This is a genomic window from Serinicoccus profundi, from assembly GCF_008001015.1.
GTDB classification, from domain to species: Bacteria; Actinomycetota; Actinomycetes; order Actinomycetales; family Dermatophilaceae; genus Ornithinicoccus; species Ornithinicoccus profundi.
Map to the genome: position 1 here is coordinate 3159720 of NZ_CP042862.1, position 18920 is coordinate 3178639.

The window sequence follows — 18920 nt, forward strand, 5'->3', positions numbered from 1 at the left end:
ACTAGAGCTGCGTGCCGACCAGGGCACCGATGGCATACGTCACGGCCATCGCGGTGAAGCCGCCGAGCACGTTGCGCCAGACGGCGCGCGCCCTGGGCGAGTGGCCCAGGGTGGCGCTGATCCAGCCGGTCAGCACCAGCGCCAGGAGGACCGATGCCGCGGTCACGGGCACCCGCCACTGGCTGGACACGGCGGCGATCGCGACGAGCGGCAGCAGCGCGCCCAGGGTGAAGGCGATGAACGAGGCCCAGGCGGCGTGCCACGGGTTGGTCAGCTCCTGCGGGTCGATGCCGAGCTCGGCCTCGGCGTGCGCACCCAGGGCGTCGTGCTCGGTGAGCTCGACGGCGACCTGCTGCGCGAGCTCCGGTGACAGGCCCTTGGCGCGGTAGATCCCGGCCAGCTCGGCCAGCTCCTCCTCGGGCATCTGCGCGAGCTCGTGGCGCTCGAGGTCCAGCAGCGCCCGCTCGCTGTCGCGCTGGGTGCTGACCGAGACATACTCGCCCACGGCCATCGACATGGCTCCCGCGGCGAGACCGGCCAGACCAGCGGTGATGATCGCCGTGCGGTCGGTGGTGGCGGCGGCCACACCGATGACCAGGCCAGCCGTCGAGATGATGCCGTCGTTGGCCCCCAGGACGCCTGCGCGCAGCCAGTTGAGCGTGCTCGCGGTGGTGCGCGGCTCGGTGTGCTCCTCCAGCGGTGGCCTGACCATGGACCAAGGATCGTCCGACCCCGAGCATCCCGCCAGGATGGTGAGGCTTCGCTTCCCGCGCAGGCAGCCGTGAGCCCCGGGCGCCCCACCCGGGGCTCAGTCGACCCGGCTGACCTCGCGAGGCTCGCTCGCCCCGGCGGTCTCGCGCCCCGCAGCGGCGACACCCCGCGGCCCGACGTCGCGGCGGTGGACGAGCAGGGAGATGCCGAGCACGAGCAGTCCGCCCACGGACAGGGCGGCGCCGACCAGAGCAGGCGCGCGATAGCCGTAGCCGGCGGTGATGACCAGGCCGCCGACCCAGGCGCCGAGCGCGTTGGCGACGTTGAGGGAGGCGTGGTTCATCGCCGCGCCGAGGGTCTTGGCCGAGCCGGCGACGTGCATGAGGCGCAGCTGCAGACCGACCACCCACGCCGAGCTGGTGAGCCCGATGGCGGCGACCGTGAGCAGCGCGGGCACGAGCGCGGAGGAGCTCCAGAAGAAGACGAGCAGCGACAGCGCGGAGCCGACGCCGGTCAGCACGAGGGTGCGCAGCACCGACCAGTCCCCGAGCCGCCCGCCGAGCCACGTCCCGACGATCGACACCACGCCGTAGACGAGCAGGAAGATCGGCACCCAGAACTCCGGCAGGCCGGTGACATCGGTGATCGTCGGCGCGATGTAGGAGTAGGTGGCGAACATCCCGCCGAAGCCGATCGCGCCGATCGCCAGGGTGAGCCAGAACTGCGTGCTCGTGAACGCGCGCAGCTCCGCCCGACGCGACTGCGTGCGGTCGCGCGGGGTGCGCGGCACCCAGAGCCGCACGAGGAGGGCCGCCACGAGACCGATGACCGCGACCGCCCAGTAGCTCACCCGCCAGCCGAAGACCTGCCCCGCCCAGGTGCCCAGCGGCACGCCGAGCAGCAGGGCGATCGGGATGCCGAGCATGACGGTGCCGACGGCGCGGCCACCGCGCCCGGGCGGCGACAGCGAGATCGCGACGAGCGAGGCCAGCCCGAAGAAGCCGGCGTGCGGCAGGCCCGCGACGAAGCGGGCGACGACGAGCGTCTCCAGCGTCGGCGCGAGCGCCGCGGCCGCGTTGGCCACGGCGAAGAGCAGCATGAAGCCGACGAGCACGGCGCGGCGGGGCGCACGAGCGGCCCCCACCGCGGCGATCGGCGCCCCGACGACGACGCCGAGGGCGTAGGCGGAGATGGCATACCCCGCCGTGGGGATCGACACGTCCAGCCCGGTCGCGATCTGCGGCAGGACCCCCATGGTGACGAACTCGGCGATCCCGATGCCGACGCCGCCGAGGATGAGGGCGGCGAAGGCGAGGGTATGCCGCTGCGCACCGGCGCGGGGTGGCGCGGCAGACGCGGCGGGAGCGGAGGACGGTGCGGAGGGCACGGTCGGCGACGACAAGGACAGACCTCGAATCAGGAGGAGCACGACGGTGGGGGCGCCTCGACGGGCGCCGAGTCACCGTGCCCTGGGGGTGCTGGCGATCCGAGACGCCGACGCTGGAGACACCTCTAGCCTAACCCCGCTGCCGGGCGGAGGATGCCATGCCAGCAGGCGACGACCACGTGCGCGGCGGGGCGTCAGGCCTCGATGTCGCGGGGTCCGACGGCGCGGGCGGACGCGCGTCCGACCGCCGCCGACGTCGCGTGTCAGCCCTCGATCGCCTCGGCGATGGCGACGAAGTTGGCCTTCTGCCCCCCGTCGCTGCGGGCACCGAGCGAGGGGTCGCAGGTGATGAGAGCGATCCTGGCCGTGTCCGCCTGGTCGCCCCACACCGCGTCGCTGCGCTGCAGCCCCTCCTTGGAGATCTGCTGGGTCGAGGTGACGACGAACTCGCGGGTGCCGCCGTGGCCGTAGCCGACGGTGATGACCTCACCCTCGCTCACCTCGGCGAGGTCGTAGAACACGTCGGGTTCGTCGTAGTAGGTGACGTGCGCCGCGATCACGGCGGTCCCGACCTGACCGGGGACGACTCGCTCAGAACCGGCATACCAGATCGCCTCGCCCTGGTCGGGGTTGATGGTGCCCTGCGGGGTGAGCCCCTCGGGCGCGATCGGCTCCTCCTCGAGCCCGGCGGACGGGACGCTCACCCAGGTCGGCGCTCCTGCTCCGTCGGCGTGGACGGGGCGGCCGTCAGTGCCCTGGATCGCCCCCACCGCCTGGACGGCGAGCGCGCTGACCCCGAGCGTGCCCACCAGCAGGCCCGTGGGCAGCAGCAGACGGGCGTTCACGACAGGGTCCTCGCGGGCTCAGCTCTGGTCGCGCTGCGGCTGGCGACGCAGGCCGACCGCGGCGGCGCCCGCACCGGCGACGGCCAGCACCGCACCACCGATGAGCAGCGGGGAGAGCCCGGCCTCACGCAGCGGACCGTCGGTCTCGACGGCGGGCCCGGCAGCCTGCTCCTCCTCGGCAGCGGCGTCGTCCTCGGCGGCCTCGCCGTCCTGAGCGGCCTCGTCCTCGCCGTCGGACCCGCCCGCCTCGGTCTCCGGCGCGGCCTCCTCGTCGGCGGCGGCCTCCTCAGCGGCCTCCTCCTCCGGCGCGGGCGCCTCGGCATCAGCGGCGGCCGTGCCCTGGCAGAGGGTGATCTCGCGGATGATGGCGCCGCCCTCGCTGCCGTAGGTCTCGCCGTAGGCCGGGTCGGCGACCTCGACCGCACCCTCGTCGGAGGTGAGCGTCAGCGCGACCCACTCGTTGTCCCTGTCGAGGTATGGCCCGTGCACGGACTCGTCGAGGTACGTCGCGGTGGCGGTGCCCGGCATGGCCATGACGTCGCAGCGGACGTTGTCGTAGGTCTCGGCCAGCTGGTCCTCATCGGCGGCCAGGGCCGGGCTCGAGACGGCGAGGGCGGTGAGGGCTGCCGCACCGGCGGCGACGGTCAGCGTCCGCAGGGTCGTGGTGCTCATCTGGAGTCCTTTCCGCAGGAACGCGGCATGGGCCGCGGGTGGGGTGGCGAGCGCCGGTCGACACCTGACCACACAGTTCACATCAGTCACATTCGACGCATCAGCACCATATCGATCCTTGGATGCACGCTGGACGTCCTCCGGCGGCGTGTCGCCGATCTGCGGGAGCCCGCGCTCAGCGCGCCCGGACGAGGGCGACGAGGGTGGCGCCCTCCTGCGGCAGGTGGCTGCGCGGCGTCACGACCGTGGCCACCCCCTCCTGCACGAGGAACATCAGGACGGCGTCGGGCTCGCGCTCGCGGAAGTCGTCGAGCGTGTGCTGCGACGTGAGCTTCGTGCGGCGCACCCGCATACCCTCCCGGGTCGCGGCATCCAGCTCCGGCGCCGACATCGGCGGCGAGAAGGCGACCCGTGCGGTGAGCTTGCTCGCCGTCTGCTGCTTGGCCTTGGCCTCCGACGTGCCGCCCGAGCCGCTGGCGTTCTCCCGGTCCCGCGGGCGGGACCGCTGCGGCAGCGGCTCGCCCTGGCGACGCAGCTGGTAGGTGTTGGCCCCTCCCAGCGCGTGCCCGAACTCACGCGCTGCGGTCGAGTTGGTGTCGTCGTCGTGGGTGGCCGCGACGAGCGACCCGAGACCGGCGAGCTCCATGTCCTCGACGGCATACTCCGACAGGATGTGCGTCCGCTCCACCTTGAGCCCGGCCATCCGGGCCTGCGCCACCTCGCCGGAGGCGAGCGAGACGAGCAGGGTCGGGACCTTGAGCTCCCCCAGCACCCCGGCGGCCTGCCGCGCCCAGACCGGCGCGCCGGCGAAGAGGACACCGTTGGGCGTCGTCGTCGCCAGCCCGAGGCGCTCGGCGAGCCGACCCACGCCCAGGCCGTAGATCGCGACGGTGACGACGATCGTCACGAAGACCAGGGGCACGAGGTCGGCGGAGGCGAGCAGGAGCTGCTCCAGCCGCTCGGCCGACGCCTCCAGCGCCAGGGTCTCCTGCGGGGTCTCCCCGCCGAGCGCGGCCAGCTCGCGCGCCTCGTCCGTGGCGTGCTCGATCTCGAGGGCGAAGACGCTGGTCACGGCGGCGGCCACGATGCCGCGCGGCGCCATGAAGGCCAGCAGCGTGCGCTCCTCACGCGTCGCCTCGGTGCCCAGCAGGCCGAGGAAGACCGACGCCGGGCGCACCACGAGCAGCAGGAGCACCACGAAGATGAGGGCGGTCGGCGCCACGGCGACCACCTCCGCCGGGCTGACCCGCCCCGCGAGGAGCACGAAGAGCGCCCCGACGATGAGCACCTGCAGGTGCTCCTTGAACTCCCGCACGTGCTCCAGCCGGAGCCCGGGCCGGTTGGCGAGGTAGATCCCCAGCATGGTCACCGTGAGCAGCCCGCTCTCGGGCTCGAGCTCGTTGGAGATGACGAGCGAGCCGACCGCGACGGCCAAAAAGGTCACGCCCTCGAGGAAGTCCGGGATGAGGTGGCGGCGCATCGCGACCTCCAGCAGCACGCCGAAGACCAGGGTGAGCACGGTGGCGACGAGGATCGTGCGGCCGAGGGTGATCGCGGCCGTCGCGAGCGCGCCGTCCGGGCCGCCCACGATGATCGCCTGGAAGACGAGGACCGCGAGGATCGCGCCGATCGGGTCGACGACGATCCCCTCCCACCGCAGCATCGAGGACACCCGGCGGGTCGGTCGCAGCTGGCGGATGATGGGGGCGATGACGGTCGGGCCGGTGACCACGAGCAGGGCGCCGATGAGCAGCGCGAGCTGCCACTCCAGGCCGGCGACCACCCCCGCCGCGGTCGCCAGCACCCAGGCGAGCAGCACGGTCACCGAGCACAGCCTGATCACGGCGCTGCTCAGCCCGCGCAGCTCGCGGAAGCGCAGCGACAGCGAGCCCTCGAAGAGGATGACGCCGACGCTGAGGTTGACCCCGGCGAAGAGCAGGTCCCGGCCCAGCACGGTCTCCGGGCTGACCCACTGGCCGAGCCCGAAGCCGGCGACCAGCAGCAGCAGGATCGAGGGGACCCGCAGCCGGTATGCCGCGAGCTGGCACACGATGGCGACCCCGAGCACGAGGGCGAGGTAGGGCGCGGGAGTCACCCGCGCCAGTGTGCCAGCAACGTGATGGCTGCCCGGGGCGGCGGGGGCGTTGGGCGGCCCGGGGCGGCGGGGCGTTGGGCGGCCCGGGGCGGCGGGGCGTTGACGATGGGCGGCGGGAGGGCACGGCGCGTCACTAGCCTGGGGCGATGGAGGAGCTGTCGGCGCAGGAAGCGCTGCGCGCGGCGGTGGACGCGGTGTATGCCGTCGCCCCCGCCGACTTCGTCGCCACGCGCAAGGAGTGGGTCGGGCGGGCGCGGGCGGCGGGGCACCGCGACACGGCCAAGGAGATCGGTGGGCTGCGCAAGCCGAGCGTGTCGGCAGCCGCGGTCAACGCGCTGGTGCGGGCCGAGGACCCGGTGCTCGACCGCCTGCGCGACGTCGGCACCCGGCTGCGACACGCCCAGTCGGCGATGGACGCCGCACGGATGACGGAGATGCGCGGGGAGCGGGACGCGGTCCTCGCCGACTGGGTCGCGGCCGCCCGTCGGCACGCTCCGGGTCCGCTCGCCGCGAGCACCGAGGCCGAGGTGCGGGACACCGCCGTGGCCGCGCTCGCGGATGCCCGCGCGAGCGACATCGTGCTCAGCGGGTCGTTGACCCGGGCGCTGGCTTACAGCGGCTTCGGCGAGGTCGACGTCGCGGACGCCGTCGCGCGCACGAGCACCGGGGTCGTCCTCACCCGCATCGAGGGCGGCGCGGCCAGGGGCCGCTCCAAGGCCGGGAAGGACGCGGCTGCGGTGTCCACCACCGACGCCGAGTCCAGGACGCGAGCGGGGTCGGCGGCCGGGGAGGACGCGGGCGAGGGCGGCAAGGGCAGTCGCAGTGCCGAAAACAGCGCTGCTGGAGGCGAGGACGAGGCTGAGGACGCCTCCGGAGGCAGGCATGAGGTCCACGACGAGGCGAGCGAGCACGGGGACGCCGCCGAGCCGGACGACACGAGCGAGGTCGGCTCCCGTGACGCGCACGAGGCGGAGGTGGAGCGGCTCCGCGAGGAGCTGGAGTCCGCCGAGGCGCAGGTGAGCACGGCCCGGGAGGCCAGGCGGGAGACGGAGGCCGTGGCCCGTCGGCGACAGGACGACGTGGACATCGCGGCCGCAGGGGTGGAGCAGGCCCGGCGGCTGCTGGCTCAGGCCGAGCGCCATGCCGCGACGGCTCAGGACCGGCTCGACCAGGCGCAGGCGGAGCAGGACGAGGCGGACCGAACGCTCGAGGACGCCCGCAGCGCCCGCGACACCGGCCGACGTCAGCTGGAGGAGGCCCAGGACGCCGGGTGAGCGGATGCCTGGGAGGGCCAGGAGACGTCAGCCCGCTTCGATGGGGGCCCACCCGACCCGCGACCGTGGTGGCTCCAGGTCGCTCTGGCGACCCGCGCCCACCACACAGGGCGCACCGCCACCCCGAGCGGCCCCTTCCTGGCAGCCCTCCCCTGGGACCGTGGTGGCTACAGGTCGCTCTGGCGACCCACAGGCACCACACAGCGTGGCACCGCTACCCAGAGCGGACTCCTCCTCGGAGCCCTCCCCTGGGACCGTGGTGGGTACAGGTCGCTCTGGCGACCCGCGCTCACCACACAGGGCGATCCCGGCACCCCGGGGCTCAGTCGCGGCTGGAGTCCAGGCGCCGCACGATGGCCCACGCGGCGGGGAAGATCGCGGCGGCGATGGCGGCCTTGATGAGGCCCGGCACGATGAAGGGCGTGATGCCAGCAGCGGCGATGGCAGCCGGGTCGGTCATGTTGAGGACGCTCGCCATGTAGGGGACACCCACGAGGAAGGGCGCGGCCGTGGCGAGCAGGAAGCCGACCATGGCCAGCCCCACGTGCCGGTCCCAGGCGCGCTCGGCGGCCCACCCGGCGATGGCCGCCGCGGCGACGAAGCCGACGATGAAACCGAAGGACGGCTGAGCGAGGTAGGCCGGCCCCCCGCCGCCGGCGAAGATCGGCGCCCCGGCGAGGCCGGCAACCAGGTAGGTCGTCAGGGCCGCAGCGCCCCGGCGCATCCCGAGCGCGGAGCCGACGAGCATCACGCCGAGGGTCTGCCCGGTGATCGGGACGGGCCCGATGCGGAACTCCACGAGAGCGAGCAGCGACACCACGACCACACCACCGGCGACCAGACCGATATCGGTGAGGACGCCCCGCCGCGGCAGCAGCCGGTCGGCCAGGACGAGGGAGGAGCTGTGGGACGAGGCGGGGACGGTCGACATGGCGCACAGAATGCCACAGCCCGGCCCGACCCGTCGGTCCCCACCCGACCCGGCCCACCACCCCGACGGCACGGGCGCACACCTCACCACCACCGCAGCGGCGCCGACCCCCCACTGCCTCACCCCGCTCCCCCGGCGCGACTGGCACCGAGGTGACGTGACGTCATACCCTGGGACACGCATCGGCGCCGGTCACCGCCCTCGGGTGGCCGGCGCACTGTCGTTCCCACCCCTGCGAAGGACACCCCATGAAGATCGGCCTGCTGACCTCAGGCGGCGACTGCCCCGGACTCAACGCCGTCATCCGCGGCGTGGTGCTCAAGGGCGACCGGATCTACGAGCACGAGTTCGTGGGGATCAAGGACGGCTTCCGCGGCCTGGTCGAGGACGACATCATCACCCTGCCGCGCAAGCGGGTGCGGGGTCTCTCCAAGGTCGGCGGCACCATCCTGGGCACCTCCCGGATCAGCCCGATCCGCACCGGCGGCATCGGCCGGGTCAAGGAGGTCATGGACAAGCACGAGATCGACGCGCTCGTGACCATCGGCGGCGAGGGCACGCTCACCGTCGCCCGGATGTTCCACGACGAGGGCATCAACGTCGTCGGCGTGCCCAAGACGATCGACAACGACCTGTCGGCCACCGACCGCACCTTCGGCTTCGACACGGCCGTGTCCATCGCGACCGAGTCCATCGACCGGCTGCGCACCACCGGCGAGGCGCACTCGCGCTGCATGGTCGTCGAGGTCATGGGTCGCCACGTCGGCTGGATCGCCCTGCACGCGGGGATCGCCAGCGGCGCGCACGCCATCCTCGTCCCCGAGGTGCCGGTCACCCCCGAGCAGCTGTGCGAGTGGGTCCAGAACGCCATGGACCGCGGCCGCGCACCGACGATCGTCGTCGCCGAGGGCTTCACCTTCGCCGGTGACGAGCAGGTGGCCAGCGACCGGGTCGACGGCTTCGGCCGCCCGCTGCTGGGCGGCATCGGCGAGCGGGTGACCCGCATGGTCGAGGAGCGGACCGGCATCGAGACCCGCAACACCACCCTCGGCCACCTGCAGCGCGGCGGCGTGCCGAGCTCCTACGACCGGGTGCTCGCCACGCGTTTCGGCACCGCCGCCATCGACTCCGTCAGCGCCAAGAAGTGGGGCACGATGGTCGCCCTGCAGGGCATGGACATCGTCAACGTCAACCTGCGCGACGCCACGAGCGAGATCAAGACCGTCCCCCGCGACCAGTGGGACGAAGCCGCGATCATGTTCGGCTGACCGCCCGCAGGGAGGGCAGCAACTGGTCCAGTGAGGTGATGCGGGGGACGTCGGTGTCCGTATGCCTCCCGTCCGGGTCGAAGAGCAGCGCCTGCAGCCCAGCAGCCAGGGCTCCGCGGACATCCTTCTCCAGCGAGTCCCCCACCATGAGCACCTCCTGAGCGGCAACGCGCAACCGCGAGACCGCGGCAGCGAAGGCCCGCGGATCCGGCTTGCCGGCCGGCAGTGCTGACGAGGCGACCAGGACGTCCACCCGCCGCGACAGCCCAAACGCGTCGAGCTTGCGTCTCTGCTGGTCCTCGTCCCCGTTGGTCAGGATCCCCACCCTGAGGCCAGCCGCGCGGACCCGGGTCAGCGCAGCAACGGCGCCGGGCAGGAGCGCCCAGCCTGCTTCATACCGCTCGAGGTAGCGACCGAAGACCGCATCGGCCGCCTCATCGGACAGGTCCAGACCCAGGAAATCGTGCACCCTCGCCCGCCGCTGCTCCTGGAAGGTGCATTCGCGCCGCTGGTAGCGGGCGTAGTGCCGCTCGGCGATGGCATCCCACCGGTCCATCACCCCGGCTCCGGTGACTCCCTGCTCCGCAGCCCAGGGCACCACCGCAGCCCGCATGGCGGAGCGCTGGTCGATCAGCGTGTCGTCGAGGTCGAAGAGTACGGCGCGCATGCGGTGATCCTGGCAGGTTGGCCGATCGTGCCGACGACACGCCCGCCCGGAGCGGCTCACCTGTTCACGTGCGCGACTGAGCCGGCCCCATGCGGCGTGTCCCCGGGCATCATGAACCCCGCCTAGGATCCAGGTATGTCGTCCCTCCCGTCAGTCTCCGCTGGCTCGGCGCTGCCCTCGGCGGCGGACATCGAGGACGCGGCGGAGCGCATCGCGGGCCGGGTCAGCCGCACCCCCCTCACGCGCAGCGTCCGGCTGTCCGAGGAGACCGGTGCGACCGTCTGGCTCAAGCGGGAGGACCAGCAACCGGTCCGGTCCTACAAGGGCCGGGGGGCCGCCAACCTCATCGCCCAGCTCGACAGCGAGCAGATCTGGGCGGGCGTCGTCTGCGCCAGCGCCGGCAACCACGCGCAGGGTGTCGCGCACGCCTGCGCCACGCTCGGCGTCAACGCCCGGATCTACCTCCCCGCCAACACCCCCCGGCAGAAGCGGGACCGCGTGGCGAGCATCGGCGGCGACTGGGTCGAGGTGGTCGTGGGGGGCCGGACCTACGACGAGGCGGCTGCGGCGGCCCTCGCCGACGTCGAGCGGACCGGCGCCACCCTCGTCCCGGCCTTCGACCACCCGCACACCATCGCCGGTCAGGGCACGATCGCCCGCGAGATTAGCGAGGACCTCCCCGACCCGCCGGACGTCGTGGTCGTGCCCTGCGGCGGCGGTGGGCTGCTCGCGGGGTGCCTGACGTGGTTCGGCGAGCACGCCCCGGGCGTCAAGGTCGTCGCCGCCGAGCCGGCCGGGGCGGCCAGCATGATGGCCGCCACCCATGCCGGTGAGCCGGTCGCCCTGCCCGAGATCGACCGGTTCGTCGACGGCGCCGCGGTGCAGAAGGTCGGGACGCACACCTTCGAGGTGGTGCGACGGCATACCCCCGCGCTCGTGGCCGTCCCCGAGGGCCGCATCTGCACCGAGATGATCCGGCTCTACCAGAGCGACGGGATCATCGCCGAGCCCGCCGGGGCGCTCGCGGCGGCGGCGCTGGAGTCCCTCGGCGACCTGAGCGGGCAGACCGTCGTCGTCGTGGTGTCCGGCGGCAACAACGACCTGCTGCGCTACCCCGAGGTGATGGAGCGCTCGCTCATCCACGAGGGGCTCAAGCACTACTTCCTCGTCGACTTCCCGCAGGAGCCGGGGATGCTGCGGCAGTTCCTCAACGAGGTGCTCGGGCCGGACGACGACATCGCGCTGTTCGAGTACGTCAAGCGCAACAACCGCGAGACCGGGCCCGCCCTCGTGGGCATCGAGCTCGGTGCGCGGGAGGACCTCGCGCCCCTGCTCGAGCGGATGGACGCCAGCTCGATGCAGATCGAGCCGATCCAGCCCGACAGCCCGCTCTTCCGCTTCATCCTCTGAGCGGGGCCCGCAGCGCCGGGCGTCTCAGTGGCTGGTGCCGGACTTCCAGTAGCCGCAGAAGCTGATCTGCGCCTTGGGTATGCCGTGACGCACCCAGTGGCGACGCGCGGAGGTCGCGAGGTCGGACTCGCCGGCGACCCAGGCATACACCTCGCCCTCGGGCACCGGGACGGTCGCGAGCTCGGCCAGCGCAGCGGTGCCGGGGCGGCCGCCGGGCGCGCCGCGCACGACCCAGCGCACCTCGACCCCGTCCGGACCGCCGAGGTCGTGCCGGTCGTCGGGGTGCGGCACCTCCACCACGGCGACCCCCTGGGCCGCGCAGGGCAGGTCGCGCAGGATGCCGGCGAGCGCGGGGAGACCGGACTCGTCTGCGGCGAGCAGCACCTGCGCCTCCTCGGGGCCGGCGTAGATCGCGCCCTCGTCGATGATCGCGACCTCGTCGCCGACCGCGCAGGTCTGCGCCCAGGTCGAAGCCGGGCCGCAGGTGCCCTCCTCCGGGCTGCCGTGGACGACGAGATCGACGTCGATCTCCGGGCCCTCGCCGTGGATCCCGGTCTCACGGTAGGCACGGATGGTGTAGTTGCGGATGATCGGCCGCTCGTCGGCCGGGACGAGCATGAAGCGGGCGTAGCTCGCCGTGGTGAGCGCCTGCGGGACGTGCCGCAACGAGTCGATCCCGCCGGTGGGCAGGAAGAGCCGGAACCACTGGTCGAAGCCCATCGGCGTGAGGTCGGCGATCTCCCCTCCGCCCAGCGTCACCCGCGCGAGCGAGGGCAGCGGCCGGGAGCGGTGGAGCACCTGCACCCGCAGCGGACGGGCGTCCACCGGCTTGCGTCGGGCGACCTGTGCGGTTCTGCGGCCCATCAGCGGATCCCCTTGCTCCACGTCGAATTGGTACACACAGGTGCATCGTATATATATGAGGCCTGCCTTACCTAACTGACCTAAGGAGACCCATGAGTACCTCTCGGACGACGAGCGTCGGCCTCGCGCTGACCACCGCACTCGTCCTCGCCGCGTGCGGCGGCGGCGCCTCGACGGGAGAGGGCGAGGACACCGAGGCCGGGTCCGCCGCCCCCGAGGCCGACGCGGGTGCCTTCCCCGTCACCGTGAGCCACGCCTTCGGTGAGACGACCATCGAGGAGCAGCCCGAGCGGGTCGCCACCGTCGCCTGGTCCAACCACGAGGTGCCCCTGGCCCTGGGCGTCGTGCCCGTCGGCATGAGCGAGGCCGCCTGGGGCGACGACGACGGCGACGGGGTCCTCCCGTGGGTCGAGGACCGCCTCACCGAGCTCGACGCAGAGACCCCGGTGCTCTTCGACGAGGCGGACGGCATCGACTTCGAGGCCGTCGCCGACACCGAGCCCGACGTCATCCTCGCGGCCTACTCCGGCCTGACGCAGGAGGAGTACGACACGCTCAGCCAGATCGCCCCCGTCGTCGCCTACCCCGAGACGGCGTGGAACACGAGCATGGCCGACATGATCTCGCTCAACAGCCAGGCCCTCGGGCTGGCCGAGGAGGGCGAGCAGCTCAACGCCGAGCTGGAGCAGCAGATCGCGGACGCGGCGGCGGAGCACCCCGAGCTCGAGGGGACCAACGCGATGTTCGCCTACCTCGACCCCAACGACCTCAGCCAGGTCGGCTTCTACACCACGGCCGACCCGCGGGCGATGTTCCTCGAGCAGCTCGGCACGGGCGTGCCGACGACGGTCGAGGAGATCTCCGGCAGCAGCGAGGCGTTCTACGAGACCGTCAGCGCCGAGGAGAGCGACTCCTTCGACGACGTCGAGCTCATCGTCACCTACGGCACCGAGGAGACCCTTGAGGCCATCCAGGACGACCCGCTGCTCTCGGCCATCCCGGCCGTGGAGAACGGCGCCGTCGTCGTGCTCGAGGACAACACCCCGCTCGCGGCGTCCACGAACCCCTCGCCGCTGTCGATCGAGTGGGGCCTGAGCGACTACCTCGGGCTCCTCGACGACGCGGTCGCCCAGGCGCAATGACGCTGACCCTGGCACCGGTGACACCGCCGCCGACCGCCCCCCGGCGGTCGGCGGCGGTCAGCCGTGCCGGGCTCCTGCTGCTCGCCCTCGTCGCGCTCGTCGCGGCCGGGCTGCTCTCGGTCACCTTCGGCGCCCGCGACATCGCCCTCGGCGACCTCGTCGCCGCCCTGACCGGCTCGGAGGCCAACGTCTCCCAGGCCGCGGTGCGTCAACGCATACCCCGGACGATCCTGGCCATGCTCGTCGGCGCGGCGCTCGGTCTGGCCGGCGCGGTCATGCAGGGCGTCACCCGCAACCCGCTGGCCGACCCGGGCATCCTCGGCGTCACCACCGGCGCCTCTCTGGCCGTCGTCAGCGGCATCGCGTTCTTCGGCCTCGCCTCCCCGACCGGCTTCATCTGGGTCGCGATCATCGGCGCCGGTCTCGCCGCCTCCTTCGTGTATGCCGTGGGCTCGCTCGGGCGCGGCGGCGCCACCCCGCTCAAGCTGGCGCTCGCGGGAGCCGCGATCTCGTCGGCCTTCAGCTCGCTCATCAGCGCCGTCCTGCTCCCCCGGATCGACGTCATGGACTCCTTCCGCTTCTGGCAGATCGGCGGTGTCGGCGGGGCGAGCATCGACAAGATCGTCACGGTCGCGCCCTTCCTCCTCGTCGGGGCGCTGCTGTGCGTCGGGACGGCTCGCGGCCTCAACTCCCTCGCCCTCGGCGACGACCTCGCGGCCGGGCTCGGCGAGCACGTCGGCCTCACCCGGGCGACCGCGGCCATCGGCGCGGTGATGCTGTGCGCCGCGGCGACCGCCGTCGCCGGACCCATCGGCTTCGTCGGCCTGGTGGTGCCGCATACCTGCCGGTTGCTCGTCGGAAGCGACCACCGCTGGCTGCTGCCGGCCTCGGTCGTCACCGGCGCGATCCTGCTCACCCTCGCCGATGTCATCGGACGGGTCGTCGCCCGGCCGAGCGAGGTCGACGTCGGCATCGTCACCGCCCTCGTCGGGGCGCCGGTCTTCATCCTCATCGTGCGCCGCATGCGGGCGAGGGCGCTGTGAGCGCCACGACCACCCTCGAGGCTCTGCGGGCCGGCCGGCGCAGCCGTGGCGCGCACCGGCGGCGGACCGTCATAGCACTGGCCACCGTCGTCGCGGCGCTCTTCGCGGTGAGCCTCATGGTGGGGCAGACGTTCTACGGCCCGGGCGAGGTGCTCGGCGTCCTCCTCGGGCAGGACGTGCCGGGCGCCTCCTTCACCGTGGGGACGCTGCGGCTGCCGCGGGCGGTGCTGGCGCTGGCCGCCGGGGCGGCGCTCGGGGCGGCCGGGGTGACCTTCCAGACGATGCTGCGCAACCCGCTCGCCTCCCCCGACATCATCGGGATCAGCGCCGGCGCCAGCGCGGCCGCCGTCATCGGGCTCGTCGTGCTGCACCTCGACGAGGCCGTCGTCTCCGGCCTGGCGATCCTGGCGGCGCTGGCGACGGCGACCGTGATCTACCTGCTGGCCTACCGCGACGGCGTGCTCGGCACCCGGCTCATCCTCATCGGCATCGGCATCTCGGCGATGCTCGACTCGGTCGTGTCCTACGTCATCGTGCGGGCCGCGACGTGGGACCTGCAGACCGCGATGCGGTGGCTGACCGGCAGCGTCAACGGCGCCTCCTGGACGACCGTGCTGCCCCTGGTCGTGGCCTGCCTGGTGCTCCTGCCGGTCCTCGTGGCCCAGTCGCGCGGGCTCTCGCTCATGCAGCACGGCGACGACACGGCCGCGGCGCTGGGGGTGCGGGTGGAGCGGACCCGCTTCACCGTCATCGCGGTCGCCGTGACCCTCATCGCCTTCGCGACCGCCGCGGCCGGTCCCATCGCCTTCGTGGCCTTCCTCTCCGGGCCGATCGCGGCCCGGATCGCCGGGTCGGGCGGGTCTCTCGTCGTGCCCTCGGCGCTGGTCGGCTCGCTCCTCGTGCTGGCCGCCGACCTCGTCGGCCAGCACGCCTTCGGCACCCGCTACCCGGTCGGCGCCGTGACCGGGGCGCTGGGCGCGCCCTATCTCGTCTACCTGCTCATCCGCACCAACCGTTCAGGAGGGTCGCTGTGACCGACTCGCACACGCTGCGCGCCGAGGGCGTACGGCTGGGGTATGCCGACCGCACCGTCGTCGAGGACCTCGACCTGGGCATCGAGCCGGGGCGGATCACCGCGATCGTCGGCGCCAACGCGTGCGGCAAGTCCACCGTGCTGCGGGCCCTGTCGCGGCTGCTGCGGCCCGGCGCCGGGCAGGTCGTGCTCGACGGCGCCGACATCCACCGCCAGCCCACCAAGGTGGTGGCCCGCACGCTGGGGCTGCTGCCGCAGTCGCCGACGGCGCCGGAGGGGATCGCGGTCGGGGACCTCGTGGCCCGCGGCCGCAGCCCGCACCAGCGGATGCTCAGCCGGTGGAGCGCCGCCGACGACCTCGCCGTGGCGCAGGCGCTGGAGCTGACGGGGACCGGTGACCTGGTGGACCGCGCGGTCGACGAGCTCTCCGGCGGTCAGCGCCAGCGGGTCTGGATCGCCATGGCCCTCGCGCAGCAGACCGACATCCTGCTCCTCGACGAGCCGACGACCTTCCTCGACATCAGCCACCAGGTCGAGGTCCTCGACCTGCTCACCGACCTCAACGCCACGCGGGGCACCACGGTGGTCATGGTCCTGCACGACCTCAACCTCGCGGCGCGGTATGCCGACCGCCTCGTCGCGATGGCCGGCGGCCGGGTCGTGGCCTCCGGGGCGCCGCAGGACGTCCTCACCGCCGAGGTGGTGGACGCCGTCTTCGGGATGCCGAGCCAGGTCATTCCCGACCCGGTGTCCGGCAAGCCGATGATCCTGCCCATCGGCCGCCACCACACCGCGGTCGGCGTCGACGTGCGTGGTGGCTCCGGGACGCTCTGACGACACGCGCCCACCACGCTCCCCAGGTGGCCGCGGACCGTCGGCCTGAGGAGCTGGCGGTGACCAGCCCTCCCCTGGTGGCCGAGGTCCGTGGTGGCTCCGGGTCGCCCTGACGACCCACGCCCACCACACACCCGCGCTGACTGTCGGGGACCGTGGTGGCTCCGGGTCGCCCTGACGACACACACCCACCACATACGCACGCTGGCTGTCGGGGACCGTGGTGGCCCCACGTCGCCCTGAGGGCCCACACCCACCACACGACGGCGGGGCAGGGCCGTCGATGAGCACTTCCGTCTGACGAGCCCCCGGGGTCCACCCCGCCTAACCCCAATGCCGCGCAGTTAGCCGTCGTGGTTGGTGTCAAGGACGGTGAGCAGGTGTGTCGTGATCGTGGTCTGGTAGTTGTTCCGGTCGACGGTCCCTTTGGCGCGGTGCTTTGAGATGGCGCGTTTGGTGACTCTGGGGCTTGAGCGTGATCGGCGGGCGGGCATGAGGCCGTCCAGGACCGCTGCCCCGATGCGCCCGGTCAGGTCGGTGCCGCTCTGGGTGAGGATGCTCGCCGCGTTGTGGATGCTGTCGCGGGCGGCGGTCAGGGCGATGGTGAGGCTGAGCCGGTCGGGCGCGACGCCGCCGGCGGTGCTCAGGGCGGTGTCGGCGATCGCGGTTCGTAGTGCCTGGTGGACGATCAGGACGGCGTAGACCTCCTGGGCGATGCCGGCGGGGGTGCGTGCGCGCAGGACCCGCCCATCCAGGATCCTCGCCTTGGCCTCTCGGTAGCTGGTCTCGATCTCCCACCGTTGGTGGTAGAGCTCCACGATCTCCATTGCCGGGTGCAGGAGGGGGTCGGTCAGGGTCGTGACCAGGCGGTACCGGCCGGTGCGCTGCTCACCGCCCGAACCCAGGTCCACGGTGATCCGGGCGTCGATGACACGCACCCGCAGCTGGCCGAGGGCCACGATCCGGGTGCCGTCGCCCAGGTGGGACAGGACCTGGAAGCGGCGGTCGTTCTTGCACCGGATGAGCAGGTCGGCGCCGGTGGCGGCGAACTGCTCCAGCAGTGCCGTGGCGGCGAAGTTGCGGTCACCGAGCAGGATCATGCCGGGTCGCAGGCAGCCGGCCAGGCGGGGGGCGTAGGTGGTCTCACCGACCAGGTAGGACCCGAAGACAGCGTCCAGGACGGTGCGTGAGCCGCACGCGATGATGCTGACCAGCCTCAGCATCGGATACCCGGCCGGGGAGCCCGGACGGGCGGTCTGCCGGCCGAAGCCCGCCGCGTTGGCGGCGCTGTCCGGGACCGCCATCGTGGTCCCGTCGATCGCGCACACCAACAGGCCGTGCCAGCGCGGGGACCCGGCCGCCGGCCCACGAACCAGGTCGAACAGCTCGCGCAACGGGGCGACCCCGATGCGCCGAAAGGCCTGGGACAGCGCCGAGCTTCCCGGCGGCTTCACGCTCAGGCCCGCACCGCAGACCAAGCGTCGCAGCACCTGCTGGTAGCCGACGTCGGCGAACAGCACCGCGGCCAGCAGGAGGTAGACGACCACCCTCGTGGGCAGGCGCCGCACCCGTTTCTGGGCCGCCCCCGCGGTCTCGATCGCCGCGTCGACCAGATCGACGGAGACGATCCGGGTCAGCTCGCCCAGATGACCTGCGGCGAAGGGGTCCACCGGCGCGAGCACCCGCGCAGAGATGACAGACTGGGACGACAACGGAGCTCCATCGGTAGCGGGACGTCTTGCAGGACATCCCTTCACTACCGGGGGAGCTCCGTTGCTCTGCGCCCGACACGCCGACCAGCAGTCACACTTGCAACACCAGCCACACCACTAACTGCGCGGCATTGCGCCTAACCCCCCGAACTGGGACGCTTCGCCGGCTGCTTGCTGGCGGGACGCGCTGCACCAGCTCGCTCGGCATGCCAAGATCCCTGGCATGCCGAGCGTCCGGATCCTGCCGCCGCGACGTACCTCGTGGGGCCAGACGGTCCTGTGGGCGCTGCAGGTGGTGGTGTGGCTGATCCAGGCGGCTCAGCGGTGGGGTGACGGCGGGGCCTGGGCAGCCGTCTCGGTCGCCTTCCTCCTCCTGTCGGTCGTGATGCTCATCCTGGCGCTGACCGGGAGGATGACCAGGATGCTGACCGTGCGAGCCGACGCCGAGGGCCTGCACCGCAGCCGGCTGAACGGCCGGCGGTTCACCCCGTGGGGCGAGGTCGCCCGAATCCGGCCCGCTCCCGCCCGCCCCCTCCGCAGGCACCAGGAGACGACCACACGCCTCGAGATCCGGGCCCACGACGGCAGGACCCTGGCCGCAGGCAGGTTGCTCACGGAGCCCGAGGTGGCGCAGCTGCATACCTGGCACCACCAGGCATCGCACCCCGGCTGAGTCCACCAGGTATCGCACCCCGGCTGAGTCCACCAGGCATCGCACCCCGACCGAGCCGAGAGCCCTCGCCCAGGCAGGCTTCTCGGACTCGGCGGGCGGGCGGGTCCCGCCGCCTGTCACCGGGGACCGTGGTGGCTCCGGGTCGCTCTGACGGCCCACACCCACCACACACCTGCGCTGGTCATCGGGGACCGTGGTGGCTCCGGGTCGCTCTGACGACCCACACCCACCACACACCTGCACTGGTCATCGAGGACCGTGGTGGCTCTGGGTGGCCCTGACGACCCACACCCACCACGCACCACGCCAGCAGGGGCGCGCCACCGAGACCGCCGGCCCCTCCGGAGCTGCCCGCCAGG

At 72.9% G+C, this 18920-nt stretch carries 17 protein-coding genes; 8 read left to right on the forward strand and 9 right to left on the reverse strand.

Going from position 1 to position 18920, the window contains the following annotated elements; all coding sequences use genetic code 11:
- Nucleotide 1 precedes the first annotated feature (1 nt).
- From FA582_RS14725 to FA582_RS14745, 5 genes are all read right to left on the reverse strand, one after another.
- A complete protein-coding gene (locus FA582_RS14725) occupies nucleotides 2–712 on the reverse strand; it encodes a VIT1/CCC1 transporter family protein (RefSeq protein ID WP_147899858.1) in 711 nt (236 codons plus the stop codon).
- 96 nt (nucleotides 713–808) lie between these two features.
- Entirely contained in the window at nucleotides 809–2113 is a 1305-nt protein-coding gene (locus FA582_RS14730; RefSeq protein WP_029540334.1) for an MFS transporter, read from the reverse strand.
- A gap of 248 nt (nucleotides 2114–2361) precedes the next feature.
- Entirely contained in the window at nucleotides 2362–2943 is a 582-nt protein-coding gene (locus FA582_RS14735; RefSeq protein ID WP_010146266.1) for a class F sortase, read from the reverse strand.
- 18 nt (nucleotides 2944–2961) lie between these two features.
- Nucleotides 2962–3615, reverse strand: a complete 654-nt coding sequence (locus FA582_RS14740) for a hypothetical protein (protein ID WP_010146267.1) — start codon at nucleotides 3613–3615, stop codon at nucleotides 2962–2964.
- A 175-nt stretch (nucleotides 3616–3790) separates the two neighbouring features.
- Nucleotides 3791–5710, reverse strand: coding sequence for a cation:proton antiporter (locus tag FA582_RS14745; RefSeq protein WP_010146269.1), 1920 nt, complete (start codon nucleotides 5708–5710; stop codon nucleotides 3791–3793).
- Between the two features lie 146 nt (nucleotides 5711–5856).
- Here FA582_RS14745 and FA582_RS14750 point away from each other — a divergent pair, with 146 nt between their 5' ends.
- On the forward strand, nucleotides 5857–6984 hold the full coding sequence (locus tag FA582_RS14750; RefSeq protein WP_010146270.1) for a hypothetical protein: 1128 nt from the start codon (nucleotides 5857–5859) through the stop codon (nucleotides 6982–6984).
- Nucleotides 6985–7306: 322 nt separating this feature from the next.
- Here FA582_RS14750 and FA582_RS14755 read toward each other — a convergent pair whose 3' ends face one another.
- Nucleotides 7307–7915: a biotin transporter BioY gene (locus FA582_RS14755; protein ID WP_010146271.1), complete on the reverse strand. Its 609-nt coding sequence runs from the start codon at nucleotides 7913–7915 to the stop codon at nucleotides 7307–7309.
- 248 nt (nucleotides 7916–8163) lie between these two features.
- Between FA582_RS14755 and FA582_RS14760 the strand changes: the two genes are divergently transcribed.
- Nucleotides 8164–9183 carry a 6-phosphofructokinase gene (locus FA582_RS14760; protein ID WP_010146272.1) on the forward strand — a complete coding sequence of 340 codons (1020 nt, stop codon included), beginning with the start codon at nucleotides 8164–8166 and terminating at the stop codon, nucleotides 9181–9183.
- Here the strand turns inward: FA582_RS14760 and FA582_RS14765 are convergent.
- Nucleotides 9170–9850, reverse strand: coding sequence for an HAD family hydrolase (locus FA582_RS14765; RefSeq protein ID WP_010146273.1), 681 nt, complete (start codon nucleotides 9848–9850; stop codon nucleotides 9170–9172). The two genes, FA582_RS14760 and FA582_RS14765, sit on opposite strands and share 14 nt — an antisense overlap.
- Nucleotides 9851–9985: 135 nt before the next feature.
- On the opposite strand from FA582_RS14765, the gene ilvA reads away from it, so the two are divergent.
- Nucleotides 9986–11260: a threonine ammonia-lyase IlvA gene (gene ilvA / locus FA582_RS14770; protein WP_147899860.1), complete on the forward strand. Its 1275-nt coding sequence runs from the start codon at nucleotides 9986–9988 to the stop codon at nucleotides 11258–11260.
- Nucleotides 11261–11284: 24 nt separating this feature from the next.
- On the opposite strand, the gene FA582_RS14775 is transcribed toward ilvA, so the two are convergent.
- A complete protein-coding gene (locus FA582_RS14775) occupies nucleotides 11285–12124 on the reverse strand; it encodes a siderophore-interacting protein (RefSeq protein ID WP_010146275.1) in 840 nt (279 codons plus the stop codon).
- A gap of 92 nt (nucleotides 12125–12216) precedes the next feature.
- Here FA582_RS14775 and FA582_RS14780 point away from each other — a divergent pair, with 92 nt between their 5' ends.
- Genes FA582_RS14780 through FA582_RS14795 form a run of 4 tightly spaced genes read left to right on the forward strand, consistent with a single transcriptional unit; the run spans nucleotide 12217 to nucleotide 16176 of the window.
- Nucleotides 12217–13266 (forward strand): iron-siderophore ABC transporter substrate-binding protein, encoded by a 1050-nt coding sequence (locus FA582_RS14780; protein ID WP_010146276.1) that lies wholly within the window; start codon nucleotides 12217–12219, stop codon nucleotides 13264–13266.
- The gene (locus FA582_RS14785; RefSeq protein ID WP_010146277.1) at nucleotides 13263–14309 is read left to right on the forward strand and encodes a FecCD family ABC transporter permease; all 1047 of its coding nucleotides are present in this window, start codon (nucleotides 13263–13265) and stop codon (nucleotides 14307–14309) included. Before FA582_RS14780 ends, FA582_RS14785 begins: the two co-directional genes overlap by 4 nt.
- The gene (locus FA582_RS14790) at nucleotides 14306–15343 is read left to right on the forward strand and encodes a FecCD family ABC transporter permease (protein WP_010146278.1); all 1038 of its coding nucleotides are present in this window, start codon (nucleotides 14306–14308) and stop codon (nucleotides 15341–15343) included. Before FA582_RS14785 ends, FA582_RS14790 begins: the two co-directional genes overlap by 4 nt.
- A complete protein-coding gene (locus FA582_RS14795) occupies nucleotides 15340–16176 on the forward strand; it encodes an ABC transporter ATP-binding protein (protein WP_010146279.1) in 837 nt (278 codons plus the stop codon). Before FA582_RS14790 ends, FA582_RS14795 begins: the two co-directional genes overlap by 4 nt.
- A gap of 344 nt (nucleotides 16177–16520) precedes the next feature.
- On the opposite strand, the gene FA582_RS14800 is transcribed toward FA582_RS14795, so the two are convergent.
- The gene (locus FA582_RS14800; RefSeq protein ID WP_202980108.1) at nucleotides 16521–17888 is read right to left on the reverse strand and encodes an IS4 family transposase; all 1368 of its coding nucleotides are present in this window, start codon (nucleotides 17886–17888) and stop codon (nucleotides 16521–16523) included.
- A gap of 223 nt (nucleotides 17889–18111) precedes the next feature.
- Between FA582_RS14800 and FA582_RS14805 the strand changes: the two genes are divergently transcribed.
- Nucleotides 18112–18561 carry a PH domain-containing protein gene (locus tag FA582_RS14805; protein ID WP_010146588.1) on the forward strand — a complete coding sequence of 150 codons (450 nt, stop codon included), beginning with the start codon at nucleotides 18112–18114 and terminating at the stop codon, nucleotides 18559–18561.
- Nucleotides 18562–18920 lie beyond the last annotated feature (359 nt).